The sequence below is a fragment of the Leptolyngbya subtilissima AS-A7 genome (assembly GCF_039962255.1).
Lineage (GTDB): Bacteria > Cyanobacteriota > Cyanobacteriia > Phormidesmidales > Phormidesmidaceae > Nodosilinea.
Genome location: NZ_JAMPKY010000004.1, coordinates 159,807 through 176,397, shown reverse-complemented (window position 1 = coordinate 176,397; position 16,591 = coordinate 159,807). Strand labels below are relative to the sequence as shown.

The 16,591-nt window shown below is 55.6% G+C and carries 17 protein-coding genes; 15 read left to right on the top strand and 2 right to left on the bottom strand.

Annotation, left to right across the window (positions count from 1 at the left end; all coding sequences use genetic code 11):
- The first annotated feature begins 4 nt into the window (after nucleotides 1-4).
- From NC979_RS10360 to NC979_RS10315, 10 genes are all read left to right on the top strand, one after another.
- On the top strand, nucleotides 5-841 hold the full coding sequence (locus tag NC979_RS10360; protein ID WP_190520365.1) for an ABC transporter ATP-binding protein: 837 nt from the start codon (nucleotides 5-7) through the stop codon (nucleotides 839-841).
- 111 nt (nucleotides 842-952) lie between these two features.
- Nucleotides 953-1,759: an ABC transporter permease gene (locus NC979_RS10355; protein WP_190520363.1), complete on the top strand. Its 807-nt coding sequence runs from the start codon at nucleotides 953-955 to the stop codon at nucleotides 1,757-1,759.
- A gap of 139 nt (nucleotides 1,760-1,898) precedes the next feature.
- Nucleotides 1,899-2,648, top strand: coding sequence for an ABC transporter ATP-binding protein (locus tag NC979_RS10350; RefSeq protein WP_190520361.1), 750 nt, complete (start codon nucleotides 1,899-1,901; stop codon nucleotides 2,646-2,648).
- Between the two features lie 48 nt (nucleotides 2,649-2,696).
- On the top strand, nucleotides 2,697-3,245 hold the full coding sequence (gene ssuE / locus NC979_RS10345) for an NADPH-dependent FMN reductase (protein WP_190520359.1): 549 nt from the start codon (nucleotides 2,697-2,699) through the stop codon (nucleotides 3,243-3,245).
- A gap of 43 nt (nucleotides 3,246-3,288) precedes the next feature.
- Nucleotides 3,289-4,488, top strand: coding sequence for an acyl-CoA dehydrogenase family protein (locus NC979_RS10340; protein ID WP_190520357.1), 1,200 nt, complete (start codon nucleotides 3,289-3,291; stop codon nucleotides 4,486-4,488).
- Nucleotides 4,489-4,554: 66 nt separating this feature from the next.
- Entirely contained in the window at nucleotides 4,555-5,934 is a 1,380-nt protein-coding gene (locus NC979_RS10335) for an LLM class flavin-dependent oxidoreductase (RefSeq protein ID WP_190520355.1), read from the top strand.
- A complete protein-coding gene (locus NC979_RS10330; RefSeq protein WP_190520353.1) occupies nucleotides 5,931-6,995 on the top strand; it encodes an aliphatic sulfonate ABC transporter substrate-binding protein in 1,065 nt (354 codons plus the stop codon). Before NC979_RS10335 ends, NC979_RS10330 begins: the two co-directional genes overlap by 4 nt.
- A 62-nt stretch (nucleotides 6,996-7,057) precedes the next feature.
- The gene (ssuC, locus tag NC979_RS10325) at nucleotides 7,058-7,867 is read left to right on the top strand and encodes an aliphatic sulfonate ABC transporter permease SsuC (protein WP_190520351.1); all 810 of its coding nucleotides are present in this window, start codon (nucleotides 7,058-7,060) and stop codon (nucleotides 7,865-7,867) included.
- 166 nt (nucleotides 7,868-8,033) lie between these two features.
- Complete coding sequence (locus tag NC979_RS10320; protein ID WP_190520349.1) at nucleotides 8,034-8,789, top strand: ABC transporter ATP-binding protein; 756 nt, start codon at nucleotides 8,034-8,036, stop codon at nucleotides 8,787-8,789.
- Nucleotides 8,790-8,870: 81 nt separating this feature from the next.
- Entirely contained in the window at nucleotides 8,871-9,008 is a 138-nt protein-coding gene (locus NC979_RS10315; RefSeq protein ID WP_190520347.1) for a hypothetical protein, read from the top strand.
- Between the two features lie 265 nt (nucleotides 9,009-9,273).
- Here NC979_RS10315 and NC979_RS10310 read toward each other — a convergent pair whose 3' ends face one another.
- Together NC979_RS10310 and NC979_RS10305 are read right to left on the bottom strand one after the other, a co-directional pair.
- Nucleotides 9,274-9,639, bottom strand: coding sequence for a BON domain-containing protein (locus NC979_RS10310; protein WP_190520345.1), 366 nt, complete (start codon nucleotides 9,637-9,639; stop codon nucleotides 9,274-9,276).
- 323 nt (nucleotides 9,640-9,962) lie between these two features.
- Nucleotides 9,963-10,592 (bottom strand): RraA family protein, encoded by a 630-nt coding sequence (locus NC979_RS10305; RefSeq protein WP_347403945.1) that lies wholly within the window; start codon nucleotides 10,590-10,592, stop codon nucleotides 9,963-9,965.
- A 428-nt stretch (nucleotides 10,593-11,020) separates the two neighbouring features.
- Here NC979_RS10305 and NC979_RS10300 point away from each other — a divergent pair, with 428 nt between their 5' ends.
- The 5 genes from NC979_RS10300 (at nucleotide 11,021) to NC979_RS10280 (ending at nucleotide 16,226) form a co-directional block, all read left to right on the top strand.
- Nucleotides 11,021-11,515, top strand: a complete 495-nt coding sequence (locus NC979_RS10300; protein WP_190520342.1) for an SRPBCC family protein — start codon at nucleotides 11,021-11,023, stop codon at nucleotides 11,513-11,515.
- Nucleotides 11,516-11,520: 5 nt separating this feature from the next.
- Nucleotides 11,521-12,693: a zinc-dependent alcohol dehydrogenase gene (locus NC979_RS10295; RefSeq protein ID WP_190520340.1), complete on the top strand. Its 1,173-nt coding sequence runs from the start codon at nucleotides 11,521-11,523 to the stop codon at nucleotides 12,691-12,693.
- Between the two features lie 181 nt (nucleotides 12,694-12,874).
- Nucleotides 12,875-13,723: an aldo/keto reductase gene (locus NC979_RS10290; RefSeq protein ID WP_190520338.1), complete on the top strand. Its 849-nt coding sequence runs from the start codon at nucleotides 12,875-12,877 to the stop codon at nucleotides 13,721-13,723.
- 1,042 nt (nucleotides 13,724-14,765) lie between these two features.
- A complete protein-coding gene (locus NC979_RS10285; protein WP_190520335.1) occupies nucleotides 14,766-15,377 on the top strand; it encodes a hypothetical protein in 612 nt (203 codons plus the stop codon).
- Between the two features lie 201 nt (nucleotides 15,378-15,578).
- Entirely contained in the window at nucleotides 15,579-16,226 is a 648-nt protein-coding gene (locus NC979_RS10280) for a hypothetical protein (RefSeq protein WP_206755261.1), read from the top strand.
- Nucleotides 16,227-16,591 lie beyond the last annotated feature (365 nt).

The following is a 16,591-nucleotide window of genomic DNA, read 5'->3' as shown; positions in this document are numbered from 1 at the left end:
AACTATGGCGTTTTCTAGCCGCACCACCAGCCCAGTTACTACTCAAAGCCCGTCTTTGTCTCAAGATGTCGTCGTGGCCCTGCGAGATATTAACCTGCATTTTGGTCATGGGGCTCAGCGGGTCGAGGCCCTGCGAAACATTAATCTCGACCTCATTGCTGGGGATTTTGTCTGCGTGCTGGGGTCATCGGGCTGCGGCAAAACCTCGCTGCTGCGGGTGCTGGCGGGCTATCAGCCCCCCACTGCCGGGGCGGTTTATATCGGCGGCAAATCTCACAGTGCCCCCACTGCCGAAGTGGGAGTTGTGTTTCAGCGACCCAACCTGCTGCCCTGGCTCTCCATTGCCGACAACGTGGGCTTTGGCCCTAAAATGCAGGGCGAACCCGACTTCACTCTCAGACAGCGAGTTGCCTACTATCTTGACTTGGTGGGACTCACCGAGGCCAGCCAGCGTCTGCCCCACCAGCTATCTGGAGGTATGCAGCAGCGAGCCGCGATCGCCCGCACCCTAGCTGCTACTCCCCGCGTTGTGCTTATGGATGAGCCCTTCGGTGCCCTCGACGCCCTCACCCGCGAATCGATGCAGATGCACCTGCACAAAATCTGGCAGCAGACTCAAAAAACCATCTTTTTCATTACTCACGATGTCGAAGAAGCCATGATTTTGGCTACCCGCATCGTCGTGATGCATGCCCACCCCGGCCGCATCGTCCAGCAAATTTCCAACCCCTTCCGCGACGTGCTCAAATCCATGAGCATTAGCGACTTGCGCACCATGCCGGAGTTTATCCGCCTACGGCAGCGACTCGTGTCGGCGATTCACTCGGTGGAAGGTGGGTAGGGGGGAGATGAGCAGGGAGTGGATGAGTAGTGAAATCTGCCTCACCCTCTACCCTCACCCCCTACCATTCACCCCTCACCATCCACCCCTCACCCCCTCACCATCCACTCCATGTCCTCCCTCTCCCTCCGTCGCCCGACCAAACAGCGCTCCGCCATTCCCCGCTCTCTCCAAGGCTGGCTACTGCCGATCGCACTGGTAGTCGCTTGGGAACTGCTCTCTCGGCTCGGGCTAGTGGCCCCCAACCTGCTGCCTGCCCCCACGACAGTGTTGCAGACCATTTTGACGATGGCCCGCAGTGGCGAGCTGCTGCGCCACGTAGGCATCACCCTCTACCGAGTCGTGCTCGGGTTTGGCATTGGCACCTTGGTGGCGACGGTGCTGGGGGCACTGACGGGCTACTCCCGCACGGCCCATGCCTATTTAGATCCGCTGTTGCAGGCCCTGCGCAACATCCCCTCGATCGCCTGGGTGCCGCTGTTCATTCTCTGGCTGGGCATCTACGAAAGCTCGAAGGTGATGCTGATTGCGGTGGGGGTGTTCTTTCCGGTTTACCTCAACCTGATGAGCGGCATTCAGGGAGTCGATCGCAAGCTGGTAGAAGTCGGCAAAATCTATCGCCTCAGCCAGCTACAGCTCGTTCGCCGAGTGTTTCTCCCTGCCACGCTGCCGGCTTATTTAGTCGGGCTCCGCAACGGGCTGGGGCTGGGCTGGATGTTTGTCGTTGCCGCCGAACTCATGGGAGCCAGCCAAGGACTGGGCTACCTGCTAATCGACGGCCAAACCACCGGTCGCCCCGCAGTGATCATCGCCAGCATTGTGCTGTTTGCGCTGCTAGGAAAACTAACCGATTCAGGACTGTCGGCGGTCAGTCAGCGCCTGCTGTACTGGCAGGATTCCTACGGAGCAAGAGGATGACAAAAGTTTTGAATTTTTTAGTTTTGAGTTCCTAACTCATTCCTAACTCAAAATTCAGAACTCAAAACTTAAACCCTTACAGCCTTACCCCATCACCCTCCCACCCATCCACCCCCCACCCATCCACTCAACCTCGCCCATGCTTTACATCGAGAACGTCCATAAGCAATTCGACAACGGCCTACTGGCCCTAGAGGGCATTGATCTAGCGATCAAACCGGGGGAAGTGGTCAGCCTGGTGGGCACCAGTGGGTGCGGCAAGAGCACGCTGCTGCGCATTGTCGCGGGGCTAGATTTTCCCACCCTGGGGGCGGCGTTGATCGACGGGGAGGTCATTACCGCTCCGCACCCAAAGGTGGGGCTGATTTTCCAAGAGGCTCGGCTGATGCCCTGGCTGACGGTGGCCGAGAATATTCAGTTTGGCCTCAAAGATTTGCCCCGGCTAGAGCAACAGTGGCGCACCGCGCAGGTGTTGCAGAAAGTACATCTAACCAATTTTGCCGAGGCCCTGCCGCGACAGCTTTCGGGAGGGATGGCGCAGCGGGTAGCGATCGCCCGCGCCCTGGTCACCCAGCCCAGCATTCTGCTGCTCGACGAACCCTTCAGCGCTCTCGATGCCTTTACCCGCACCCAGCTGCAAGACCACCTGCTGGATATCTGGGCGGAAGACCATCCCACCCTGCTGCTGGTCACCCACGACGTCGAAGAGGCGCTGGTGCTGAGCGATCGCATCATCGTGCTGCGGCCCCACCCGGGTCGCATCCACCGCGAGCTGGCGATCGAGCTGCCCCGCCCCCGTCGTCGCACCAGCCTGGAGTTTCAGCGGTTGAAGGAGCAGCTGATTGGGGAGCTAGATCTGACGCCGGAGCTGGATTTAGTGGAGCTGTGAAACCCAATTTTGAATTTTGAACTTTGAATTAATTACTGAGGTTTAACCATGACAAAAGTTGTTGCGATCGCCGGTAGCCCCTCCCACCCTTCTCGCTCCTACTCGGTGTTAGAGGAGGCCCAAAAGATTTTGCAGGGTCAGGGGGTTGAGCTAGAAATTTTGCTGGTGCGCGACCTGCCCGCCGCTGAGCTGCTGCACGCCAGGTTTGACAGCGAGGTGATCAATGCCGCTACCGCCCAGGTGGTCGCCGCCGATGCCGTGATTATTTCGACCCCGGTCTACAAGGCGGCCTACACCGGCATTCTCAAGGCCTTTCTCGATCTGCTGCCCCAGAAGGCGCTGGTGGGCAAGCCGGTTTTGCCGATCGCCACTGGGGGAACTTTGGCGCACCTGCTCGCGATTGATTACGCCCTCAACCCGGTGCTGGGGGTGCTCGGGGCCACCCACATTCTCCAGGGCGTGTATCTGGTCGACACGCAGTTTCAGCGGCTAGAGACGGGCGGCATTAAGTTTCACGACCCCGAGCTAAGAGCGCGCCTGCAAAGTTCGATAGAGGGGTTGGTGCGATCGCTCCCCGCCGTGCTTACGGCCGTTTAGGCCGGTGGCCCTACATTGAGTCTGTTGTTCAACATCTTTACCTATGCCGCTGCTCACCTCACCTCAGCTCGAAATTCAAGCTAACGCTCACCCTATCGATGCTTGGGTTGACACCCTGGTCGATGAATTTGCCGCCACGGCGGTAGAGCGCGATCGCCAGGGGGGCACGGCCCAGGCAGAGCGCGATCGCCTGCGCCAGAGCAATCTGCTGAAGCTGGTGATCCCAGCCCAGTATGGCGGCCTCGGGGCAGATTGGGAAACAGCTATGCGTATTACCCGCCGCTTTGCCCAGGTGGATAGCTCTATTGCCCACCTGTTTTCATACCAGCATTTGGGGGTAGTGGCGCCCCACGTGTTTGGCAACCCCGAGCAGGCGGCTCACTACTATAGCCAAACCGCCCAGCACAACTGGTTTTGGTGCAACGGTTTCAACCCGCTCGATCGCCGAGTCATTCTCACTCCCGATGGCGCGGGCTTTCGCATCAATGGCACCAAGAGCTTTTGCTCGGGCTCCGTCGATTCCGATGTGATTCCGCTCAGCACGGTGCAGGAGGGTGTAGAGGGCTTTCGGATTGCCATCGTGCCCACCCAGCGCGAAGGCGTTGAAGTGCAGGGCGACTGGAACAACATGGGACAGCGGCAAACCGACAGCGGCAGCATTCGTTTTAACAACGTGTGGGTGGACGCCGATGAAATTTTGGCGCCCCCCGCAGGCAATGAGGTGTTTCGCACCTTTCGCTCCTGCCTCACCCAAATCACCTTCACCAACGTCTACCTGGGGGTGATGCAGGGGGCCTTTGAGGCAGCGCGATCGTACACCCGCAATCAGACGCGAGCTTGGCCAGGGTCTAAGGTCGAATCAGCGACTGAAGATCCCTACATCCTGCAACACTACGGCGAAATGGCGATCGCCCTCGAAGCCGCCACCCTGCTCGCCGATCGCGCCACCGCGTTAGTGCAGGCCGCCTGGGAAAAGGGCTATGCCCTCACCGCCGAAGAGCGGGGCGAATGCGCCGTGGCCATTGCCACCGCCAAAGCCTTTGTCACTCAAAACGGCCTGGCCCTGGTCAACAAAATTTTTGATGTCATGGGCACCCGCGCCACCTCTGCCGACTACGGCTTTGACCGCTACTGGCGCAACCTCCGCACCTTTACCCTGCACGACCCAGTCGATTACAAAATTCGCGCGGTGGGCAATTGGGCGCTCAACCGGGAGCTGCCCACCCCCGATTTTTACGGCTAGAGCTGCGCAGATTTCGCCAGACCTTAGATTGATCAGGACTCAGCAGGATTTAGCAGACCAAAGCCCATGCGCCAACTCCATCTAGCGGCATTTATGATTGCGGGGCCTGTGGCCCACAGCCACGCGCTATGGCGGCACCCTCGGTCGCGCTTCGACTTTTTGCGGCCCGAGGCGTATCAGCAAATCGCCCAGGTGTTGGAGCGGGGCAAGTTTGACCTGCTGTTTTTTGCCGATCGGCTGGCGGTGTCTGAGAGCTACGGCCACAGCTTTGAGGTGGGGGTGCGCTACGGCGACCAAGATGCCGTGCGGCTAGATCCTGTGCCGCTGCTGGCGGCGATCGCCCTTACCACCCAGAACCTGGGACTGGGGGCCACCGTTTCCACCACCTACGCCCATCCCTACAGCGTGGCCCGCAGCTTTGCCACCCTCGACCACCTTACCCATGGCCGCGTCGCCTGGAATATCGTTACCTCGGTGAACGATGGCGAGGCCCAAAACTTTGGGGTCAAAACCCACCTAGAGCACGACCAGCGCTACGATCGCGCCGATGAGTTTCTAGACGTAGCCTGCCAACTGTGGGAAAGCTGGCAGCCCGACGCCCTGGTGCTCGACCGGGAGCGGGGCATCTTAGCCGACCCCGACAAGGTGAATTACATCCACCATCAGGGCCAATGGTTTCAGTCACGGGGGCCGCTCAATGTGCCGTCTGGCCCCCAGGGCAAGCCGGTGCTAATCCAGGCCGGGGCGTCGGGCCGGGGGCGCGAGTTTGCCGCCCGCTGGGCCGAGGTGGTGTTTGCTATTCAGCCCACCCTGTCCCAGGCGCAGCAGTTCTACAGCGATCTTAAGGGGCGCGTGCAGGCCAGGGGGCGCTCGCCTGAGCAGTGCAAAATCTTGCTGGGGGTGATGCCCTTTGTAGGCGAAACCGAGGCGATCGCTCGTCAAAAGCAAGCTGAACACAACAACCTGGTCAACCCCCTGGTAGGTCTCTCGACCCTCTCTAACCACCTCAACTACGACTTTTCCCAGCATCCCCTCGACCAGCCCTTAGAAGAGTTAGATATCCAGGGCATGCGCGGCATTTGGGATTTAGTACAGCACCTCAGCGCCGAAGGCACCACCCTGGCTGAGATTGGCCAACGCTACGGGGCCAGCGTCCTCATTCCCCAAATCGTAGGCACCCCCACCCAAATTGCCGACCAGCTCGAAGCCTTCTTTCAAGCCGATGCCTGCGACGGGTTTATGATCTCCCCCGCCTACTTGCCCGGGGCCTTCACCGACTTTGTAGAAACGGTCGTGCCTGAGCTGCAGCGGCGGGGGCTATTTCGCCAGACCTACAGCGGCAACACCCTGCGCGATCACCTGGCCTTGCCCAGGGCATCGGGTGCCGAGTTGTCTGCTTCAGAATTGTTTGCTCCAGAGTTTTATACCCCAGGAGTTTCAGTATGACCCGCTATTACCGACCGACCGTTTGGCTGCAAAAATCGACCTTCAAAACCCTGGCCGCTGTCGTCGTAGCAGGACTGGCGATCGGGGGATGTGCGGCCTCGACCGACAACGCCACTCAGCCCTTAGCCTCCACTGCCGAATCTGCCGCCGCCCCAAGCAATGCCGCCCCTGAGACCATTCGCATTGGCTACGTGCGCTGGGGGCTGTTACCCATCATTCGCCAACGGGGCGTGCTAGAAGCAGAACTCGCCAAGCAAAACATTCAGGTGGAATGGGTGGGGCCATTTCCCGCCTTTGCCCCGGTGTTAGAAGCCTTTAATGCCAACTCTGTAGACATCAGCGCCGGAGGCGATATCCCCGGCATTTCGGGATTGGTAGGGGGTACCCCCGTCTGTGTGCTGGCCTACCAGGTTCCCATTCCCGAAGCTGAAGCCATCCTGGTCGCTGCCGACTCGCCCATTCAGTCGCCTCAAGATCTAGTGGGCAAAAAAGTTGCGGTCAATCGCGGTGGCTGGGGCGAGCACCTTTTGCTGCGAGTTCTGACCGATGCCAACGTTCCTGTGGAACAGGTCGAGCGGGTCTACCTCGGCCCCACCGATGCCCTACCCGCCGTCACCCAGGGTCATGTTGATGCCTGGTCAGTGTGGGAGCCCAACGTGGCGATCGCCGAAGTCGAGCATGACCTGCGCCCCATCGCCTCCGGCGAAGCCGCATCCCATTACGGCCTCTACGTGGTGCACCAAAACACCCTGGCCCAAAAGCCTGCGGTAGTTGAGGCCACGTTTGCCGAAATTGTCAAAGAGGCCGACTGGGCCGCCAACAACCCCGAAGAAGCTGCCAAGGCCTTTGGCGCATCGACAGACCTCGCACTTCCCGTCGTCAACCAGCTCGGCACTCGCAAGCAGGTTGAAACGATCCATCCCCTTACTGACCAAGTGCTAACCGACCTACAGGACCGTGCCGACTGGATGTACTCCCAAAAAGCCATCCCTAAAGAACTAGAGGTCAGTGAAGTTCTTTGCCCCGCCACAGCAGGGTTAGAAACCTATACCCAACGCTAGTGGGTATAAACACCGCATTTTCCGGCCCCGGTTGTTACTCATACTCTGACAACGCTTGAACCATGCAAACCATCCACCGTAGAGATACACCTTCTGATCTGCTCGCCCGGGTTCCCTGGGATAACATCATTCCCTGGGTGGTGCCCATCGCCCTAATTCTGCTGTGGCAAGTCTTGGCCCAGATCGGGTTGATCAACAGCCGCATTTTGCCCGCCCCGACCGAGGTGGTGCAGGCGGCCATTCGCCTCACCCTCAGCGGCGAACTGCTTAAGCATGTGACTATTAGCGCCTGGCGGGCCGTGGTGGGGTTCTTAATCGGCGGCAGCATTGGCCTCTTTTTTGGCGTTTTGAACGGCGTCTCTCGCCCCGCAGAGCTGCTTGCTGATAGCTCCATTCAAATGATTCGCAACATCCCCCACCTGGCGATGATTCCCCTGGTGATTTTGTGGTTTGGCATCGGCGACGAAGCCCGCATTTTTTTGGTGGCCCTGGGGGTGCTGTTTCCCATCTACGTCAACACCTTCTACGGCATTCGCGCCATCGACCCCGGCCTGATTGAAATGGGCCGCGTCTATGGCCTCAACCGCCGCCAACTGTTTTCGCAAATTATTTTGCCCGGCGCCTTGCCCAGCATGCTGGTGGGCCTGCGCTACGCCCTCGGCAACATGTGGCTCACCCTAATTGTCGCCGAAACCATCGCCGCCAGCTCCGGCATTGGCTACATGGCTATGAACGCCCGCGAATTCATGCAGACCGATGTGGTGGTAGTCGCCATTTTGCTCTACGCCCTACTAGGCAAACTCGCCGACTCCTCCGTGCGCTGGCTAGAGAAGATCACCATCGCCTGGCACCCTAGTCAGAACTTGAAGTAGGCGGGTGGGAGGGTGGATGGGTAGGAGGGTGGATGGGTGCATGAATTAATTTATCGCTCAAGTGCAAGCCCCCTACTCCTACACCCCCCTACTCCCTACCCATCTACTCATCCACCCATCCACTCCCTACCCGCCTACCCGCCACCCCCTACCCCCACTCCCCCTCATGACCTACACCCAAACTTCCTCAACCCACTCCCAAATCACTTACGGTAGCCACATTTGGATCAACAATTTGACCAAAGCCTTTGGTGACCTGACAGTGCTCGATCGCTTTTCCCTAGAGATTTCGCCGGGGGAATTTGTCGCCATTGTCGGCAAAAGTGGCTGCGGCAAGAGCACGCTGCTGCGGTTGCTGGCTGGGTTAGAAGATCCTTCTCACGGTGAGATCAAGCTTGATGGCCAGCGTTTGGCTGGGCTCAACGGCAAGGCGCGGGTGATGTTTCAAGATGCGCGGCTGCTGCCCTGGTGCAATGTTTTAGAGAACGTCTCTCTGGGTCTGAATTCACAGGCGCGCCCTCGTAGCCACTGGGCTTTGCAGCAAGTGGGTCTAGACAGCCGCGCTAAAGACTGGACTACGGTGCTCTCTGGGGGGCAAAAGCAGCGGGTGGCCCTGGCGCGAGCCCTGGTGACGCAGCCCCATCTTTTGCTGCTCGACGAACCCCTGGGTGCCCTCGATGCTCTCACTCGCATCGACATGCAGCGGCTTATTGAAGCCCTGTGGCAAGAGCAGCAGTTTACTGCCCTGCTGGTCACCCACGATGTTGAAGAGGCAGTGGTGCTAGCCGATCGCGTCGTTGTGATCCAAAACGGTCGCATTGAACTAGATGTGGCAGTTAACTTGCCCCGCCCCCGCGACTTGGCCAACCCAGAGTTAATTCAGCTCAAGCAAGAAATTCTCCACCGAATTTTGAAGAAGTAGGGCTTTTTGCACCCCAGCCTGGGGCAAGACTGGGGCATCCCGTTTGACGGCTGTACCGTTTACTAATTGGTGTCTATAACCATGAATGACTCTAGGCTGCTTCAAGATCCACAGCGATCGCACAATGACGCCCGCAACCTTTTGTTTGTCACCCTGCCCAGTTTGCTGGGGTTAGTCGGTCTGCTGGGGTTAACCCTGTTTCAAGCTGCTTCCCTGTAATGGGGCAGCACCTTAGAGGAGAGGACAAGTATGAGCTTTGGCCCCCAAACCCCCAACTTTGGGAGCTTCAGATCCCCCTAGAATTGGGGGGCGGGGGGGGGAAGCTGTGACATAGCTTTCCTCTCACAGGCATAAATCAAGACTGTAACACCGGGTCTTGCACCTATAACTGTAGCCAGTTGGTTGAGGCATTCCTCAAAGAAACGTTCAACCATTTGAACTTTTTTGGGGGTTTTCCTAAGGTGCTAACCAGCGAGATTACAACTTAGCTTTTAACTTTGACGCGGTTGACAATGGTAAAGTCTGGGGCTATTTGTCTAGCCACATCTTCGGCTAGGATCGTCTGAGTGGCGTCGTCAACGGTGCCTTCGATCAAGATGGTGTTGTCTTCCCCTTCAGCATCTAAATCAAATGGCTTGAGAGTTTCATCAGTGTCGAGGACGTCTTCTACTTGGTCAGCGGCGTCGCCGATATCCACCGTTTGGGTGCCGGGGGCGTCGGTCTGAGTAACGGTTTCCCCAGGGGTAACGGTGTCGGTTTGAGCAGTATTGGAGCGATCGCCGCAGCTCACCAACCCAACCAGTGCGATCGCACAGAGGCCAACGGTCTTAGTAAATAAATGTGATTTCATAGTCTACCTTTGATATTTTGAAAATAACTTTTTGAGCTATGGCATAAGCCCTTGGATAGGCAGCCACAGTCTTTTCCCTGAGGTGTTACCGTCAATAGTTGAATACTTTTTGTGTTGTAGAAGACAGCTATGGGCTGATATTTTTTACCTTTTAAACCTATCTTTCAGTAGGTGACGTTGAGCTCAAGCTTAGAATCTATAAATAGTTTGCACAAAAAAACCTGTCAGGATTGCTACCCGACGGGACTGAGCGATCGCATTGAGCAGATGCCCTACGAAACCTTTGTTTCACTCGCTGAAATAAAGGTTTCGTAGGGGCAAATTTACCCCCCTGGCTCAAAACCCAGTTCCTGCAACATCCGCTCGACTTTGGCGCGGTGGTTAATTTCCCAATCCGCTAGCGATTGGGCGGCGTCTTGGTCGGTGCGCTGCTGGGCCATTTGCCAAACCGCCGCCTGCTGAGCCGCTGGAATCACAACAATCCCCTCTTCGTCAGCCACTACAATATCTCCAGGGTTGACTCGCACTCTCCCACAGACGATCGCCTGGTTCAGCGTGCCCAACTGCTGCTTTTTCCCCGGCACCGGCATCACCCCTCGCGCAAATACCGGAAACTGAGCCTCGCGCACCTCGGCCAGGTCGCGAATCACGCCATCGACCACAAAGCCGGCAATGCCTCGTTTTTGGGCGATCGCACAGACATTACCCCCCGCCATGGCGTAGTCGGCGTCACCCGCCTGCACCACTATCACCGTACCGGGGGCGGCCCGGTAAATGGCGGCGTGCAGCATCAGGTTATCGCCCGGTGGGCAGCTAACGGTGTAGGCGGGGCCAGCCAGCCGAGGGATGCGAGGCCACAATTCTCGAATGTCCCTATCCATACAGTGCTCACGCCCCAAGGTATCGGCGTAGGCGGTGGGGGAAAGGGCCGCAAAGTTTAATGGGTCGTTCACCGGGAAGCTGCCAAAACATTGCTCAAATAATACCGGTAACCGTTGCGCCTAGCGTTAGTGAGTACTGGTTTTAGGACTTGGGGCACCTGCCCCCTTAATGCTGATTTGGTGAACCTTAGCTAGCGAGCCGAATAGGTGAATTAGAAAGGTAGTTTTCTTTAGTAAAACCTTACAAGTTTACTTCGTAGATTTAACCACTTACACACTTTTTTATCAGCTGACAACCACAAAAGTAGCGCGGGCTCTTTTTGGTTAGTGCCTAGGTAGACAAAGGTCCAAGATAGGCCCATTGAGAGAGGTAGTGCTTGGTACATCCGTTGAACATGTTTGAAAACCCAGCGCACTGGATCTCATTTTTCTGGTGGTCACTTGCGCATGGCAGAGTCAACGTGGTTTTAAGACCAAAGTACTCGTAGGAAGCAACGATTGTGAGCCAAAACATCAAAGTCGAAAAGACAGTAACGATCGATAAACCCGCAGCGGAACTCTACAGCTTTTGGCGTCGCCTTGAGAATTTGCCTCGCTTTACAAAGCACCTTCAAGACGTGACCGTTAGCAGCGACAGCCGATCGCACTGGGTCACCAAAGGGCCTTTAGGTGGAACCGTTGAGTGGGATGCAGAAATTATTGACGATCGCCCTAACGAATTGATTGCCTGGAAATCGGTTCCAGGAGCAGACGTTGACAACGCTGGCTCTGTTCAATTTAAGCCCGCCCCAGGTAATCGCGGCACCGAAGTCAAAGTGGTCACAGCCTATAACCCACCGGGTGGGGCCGTTGGAGACCTGCTGGCAAAGCTGTTTGGTGAATCACCCGAACAGCAAATCGGCGACGATCTGGCCCGCTTCAAGATGCTAATGGAAGCAGGCGAAATTGCGACAAACGAAGGTCAGCCATCGGCACGTTCTCACTCAAAGGATTAATCACAATGAAAGCAGTTTGTTGGCACGGTGCGGAAGATGTGCGAGTGGAAACAGTGCCCGATCCCACCATTCTCAACCCCCGGGATGCGATTCTCAAAGTAACCTCTACCACCATTTGCGGTTCTGATTTACACATTTACGATGGGTTCATCCCCACCATGGAACCCGGCGACATTATGGGGCACGAGTTTATGGGAGAAATTGTCGACGTTGGACCTGAGGTGAAGCGTCTAAAAAAAGGCAATCGCACGGTGGTCTCTTCGATCATCGGCTGTGGTCACTGCTGGCACTGCAACCAGCAGCAGTGGTCTCTCTGCGATAACTCCAACCCGAACAGCTGGATGTTGGAAAAAATTTATGGCCATGGCACCGCAGGAATTTTTGGCTACTCCCACGCCTTTGGCGGTTATGCGGGTTCCTTTGCTGAGTACATCCGCATTCCCTTTGCCGATTACACCGCCACCGCTGTGCCCAAAGACATTCCCGATGAAAAACTGCTGCCTGTTTCTGACGCCTTTCCGACCGGATATATGGGAGCAGACCTGTGCCAGATTCAACCCGGCGATATTGTTGCGGTCTGGGGCTGTGGCCCGGTGGGTCAGTTTGCCATGCTAAGTGCTTATCTACTGGGCGCCGAGCGCGTTATCGGCATCGATCGCTTTCCTGAGCGCCTGCAGCTCGCCAGAGACTTTGCCAAGGCTGAGACGCTCAACTACGAAAAGGTCGATGTGCTCGAAGCGCTCAAAGAAATGACGGGAGGACGGGGTCCCGACGCCTGTATTGATGCGGTTGGCATGGAAGCCCACGGTCAGGGACCGGAAGGGTTATATGACAAAGCTAAACAAGCCATACGCTTAGAAACCGATCGCCCCCATGTACTTCGGCAAATGATTTTGGCCTGTCGCAAAGGTGGCACCCTATCCATCATGGGGGTGTATGGCGGCTTTGTAGACAAAATGCCGATGGGCGCAGCGATGAACAAGGGCCTGACCTTCAAAATGGGGCAGATGTTTGGTCCGAAGTATATTCCCAAACTGGTGGAGCACGTGCTGAACGGCGATGTTGATCCGTCAGTGGTGCTAAGCCATCACCTGCCCCTGAGTGAAGCAAAGCAGGGCTTTGAAATGTTTAAGCACAAGAAAGATCAGTGCATCAAAGTGATGTTTAAGCCTGACTAAGGGGTTGCTCATGGTTTAGTGAGATAGCCGTCTCGGCTGTCCAGTCCAGGACAGCCGAGACGGCTATCCCACAAGAAATATAAAGGTTTTGACTGAGCCGTCGGTCAAAACTTACCCAAGATTGGGCCATGATCAAACGGTTTAGTCGGGTGGGGCAGCCAGTAATGAGAGCATCTAGACCATGAAACTTGTGAGCTTACCGTCAGGCCGATCGGTACCCGCATTGGGGCAGGGAACCTGGAGAATGGGCGAAAAGCACGCCCAGCACCAGGCAGAGGTGGCAGCGCTGCGCCTTGGCCTCGATTTGGGGATGACGCTGATTGATACCGCAGAGATGTACGGCGAGGGCGATGCGGAAAAGGTGGTGGGCGAAGCCATTGCCGGACGGCGCGATGAAGTCTTCTTGGTCAGCAAAGTCTATCCGCACAATGCCACTCGCCAGGGGGTGGTAGAGGCCTGCGATCGCAGCCTAAAACGGCTTCAGACCGACTCCCTCGACCTCTATCTGCTGCACTGGCGGGGGGCAGTACCGCTGGCAGAGACGCTGGCGGGGCTTCAAGCTCTCAAGCAGGCCGGCAAGATCCAGAGCTACGGGGTCAGCAACTTCGATCGCAACGACATGGAAGAGGCGATCGGGTTGCCCGGCGGCGATGAGATTGTCACCAACCAAGTGCTGTACAACTTGATGAACCGTGGCATCGAGTGGGATCTGCTGCCCTGGAGCCGCGAGCGCCATATCCCAACCATGGCCTATTCCCCCGTTGGGCATTCCCCGGCTGAGCAAAAGGGCCTGTTTCAAAATTCTCAGCTCAAGGCGATCGCCGACCGTCATGGGGCTACGCCGACCCAGGTGGCGTTGGCATGGCTGCTCCATCAGGAGGGCATGATCGCCATTCCAAAAGCCACCAATCCAGAGCATATTCAAGAAAATCGCGCGGCTCTAGAGCTGACGCTGACCACCTCAGATCTGACGGAACTCGATCGCATCTTCCCACCGCCCCGTCGAAAAACGTCACTGGCCATGCGATGACCTTGTCCAATCCCGCGATCGGGGATTTTGATTACCCCAGCTCAGGGCGAGGTGTTTAGTTTGCTGAGGCGCGATCGGCAAATAGACTGACAGCATATCCTGCAAGACGTCGAGCGTATAAACGAATTCTCTTAACCGTCTTGCTTTCCCCTTAGTGCTTAGACCGTAGCTGCTGTTGCTCAAAGGTTAGCGACAAAGGCTTTGTCGTTGGTAGATTTTGCCTCAAAATTGCTGCTATCGTTTAGACGTTTGCCTGTAACTTCGAGAGGTTTACAACTAACGTTCAAGCGTTTGCTTGTAACGTCAAAGCATTTTCAATACATGCTTATACTCTTCAAAGGAACCTATAAGCGTTTGTTGATATTGCTTAAGCGTTTGCTTATAACGTCAAAGCGTTTTCAATAAGTGCTTATGCCTTACAAAAGAATGCTTAAACGAAACTTATGAATGGGAACTCATTTGCTGGTAAAGTTTATATCTTTCAAGACAATGCATAAGCGTTGTTAATGTTTGAGCTTCAATTCTCCGCTACCACCAGTTGATACACTGCCTGCATCGACATCTGGTGGGTAAGGAGATCTAGAAGATCTGCGATCGGGTGCCGTCGCACTAAACTTCTACAGCTCACAAGGATTGAAACTCTTTCTTACGTACTGCGACCATCGGCCAGACAGTTCATTGCGCTAGACTGCTTCAGCCCGTAAGCAAGGAAGTCAACAACTCTTGACGACCAACAGGCCTGAAGCGAAAGGTCTCCAAAGGCTGGTAGCTCTTAGGCTGCTGTTGAAGCCAGTCTCGAAATTCTATTGCCGACACGGCACTAACCGTCATTCCTTGACCATAGACAGAACACAAAGCACAAACTGAGTCGCCTATAGTAGCAAAGCCATATTTTTGTAAGCTTTACGAGATTTAGATATTTACGGCTGTAGCAGCTGATACAAGGGCTCTCCCTAGTGCTCCCAGAGCAGTTTGTCATCCCGATGTGTGCGATGGCATCTTGAAAAAATGACACGTATAGTAAACACCCTCTAGTGCCAGAATGAACCTTCCAAAACTTGCATTGGCATTAGCAATTCCCGTGGCCGCGCTGTCTTCGCCTGCTTGTTCAATCCCTGCGGACTTTGGCAGCACTTCGGCACGAACGAGTGCAGAAGACTCGCACTTTACGTTGAGCAACGAATCTGCCATTCCAATTGTCGAATTCTATATTGACAATAAAAGCACAAGGGGAAAAAATATCCTGGATCAGCCTCTCCAGCCTACAGAGTCTCGTCATATAACGGTTGTGACTGGAACGCCTTGCGTATCCAATATCAAGGCCGTATTTGCAGACGGCACCTCCAAGAAAGACGCGAAAGTCGATGTGTGTGAGTTGGGCGGTTATACGCTTGGTAATGGTGCAGAAGACTCGTACTTTACGTTGGGCAACGAATCTGCCATTCCAATTGTCGAATTCTATATTGACAATAAAAGCACAAGGGGAAAAAATATCCTGGATCAGCCTCTCCAGCCTACAGAGTCTCGTCGTATAACGGTTGTGGCTGGAACGCCCTGCGTATCCAATATCAAGGCCGTATTTGCAGACGGCACCTCCAGGAAACATGCGAAAGTCGACGTGTGTGAGTTGGGTGGTTACACGTATGACAATTAACCCGGCACTGTAGGAGGAATCAGTAGATCAGCTCCCTCGGCCAGTTCTCTCAGATCAATTCCTGAACTCTCACGAGCTGCTCGTGATGAGAGATACACGCCAGGCAGATAAAACGGCGGCTACTCAGAAATTGGCGTCGTTGTCAGCAGCTATGGTTCTGTGACGGAAAGAGTAGAAAAGGAGGAGAGTGAGTTCGTGGCAATGCCCAGTAAAGTTAGGCCCATTGAAGAAGCGCTGCCACGTCATAAGCGCTACATCGAGCTGCACCAGCAAGGCTGGAACAATGGCGAGATTGCCGACGCGATGGATGTGTCCCGTGAGCGAGTGCGGCAGGTATTGAGTTTCTACGGCTTGAAAAGCGTGAAAAGTGCGTCTCGTACAGTATCTGACGATCAGCTCGTTAACGCGATTCGTCGTTTGTATGACCTTGAAGACCTGAGAGAGATTGCCAGGAGTATGCAAGTGGCGGCATCCGCGCTGGAAGAGGCCGTTCGGCAGCAAGACCCAGTGGCGCTGACGCTCCAAGCCAAGCAGCAAGCTGAAAAGCACAAGGCGGCCCTAGATCAACGATTACAGGAGAAACTTGCCTACTGGAAGTCGGTCAGTCCGATTGGTCTGCTGACGGTAACGTCTATGTGGCGAGATGAGTTTAGAGAGTTTCGCGCTGGTGCCTGGTGTGAGTGTGGCCGTGAGACCAGCGTGCGCTTGGAGTACTTAAGGCGTGGTCTAGTGCTGTCGTGTGGCAAGCCAGGGTGTCATAGCCAAGCCAGGGCCTCAGCTGGTGCATTTAAGGCTAAAGCGCATCAAGCTGCTAAAAATGAGCCAAAACATCGCGCCGCGAGAGGGTGATCGGGAGCAGCAGTTGTGCGCTTATGACAAGCGGTTTTCGATTTAATACACAGGTTAGGCTATAGACCAGCGCTGAATTTGCGGAGATGGATCAAGCGGCTGACATTCGGACAGTTTTGACCAGCAAGTGGCGCTAGTAGCTTAGTTCAGACAACTGCAGACTAAGTACTCTAGATCGCTGCTTATCCCACTTCCGCGTCTTTCTAAGATTTAGACATTCGCCCGATTTGAATGGAGCCTACAAATTACCCGCAAGGGTAATACCGTTTCTAGTTGTAGTCTTTATCATCGTAAGTGTCTGCTTGAGCTAAGTAGAATCATATAGAAGTAATTGGAAGCGGAGGAAAACTAAATGTGGATTATTA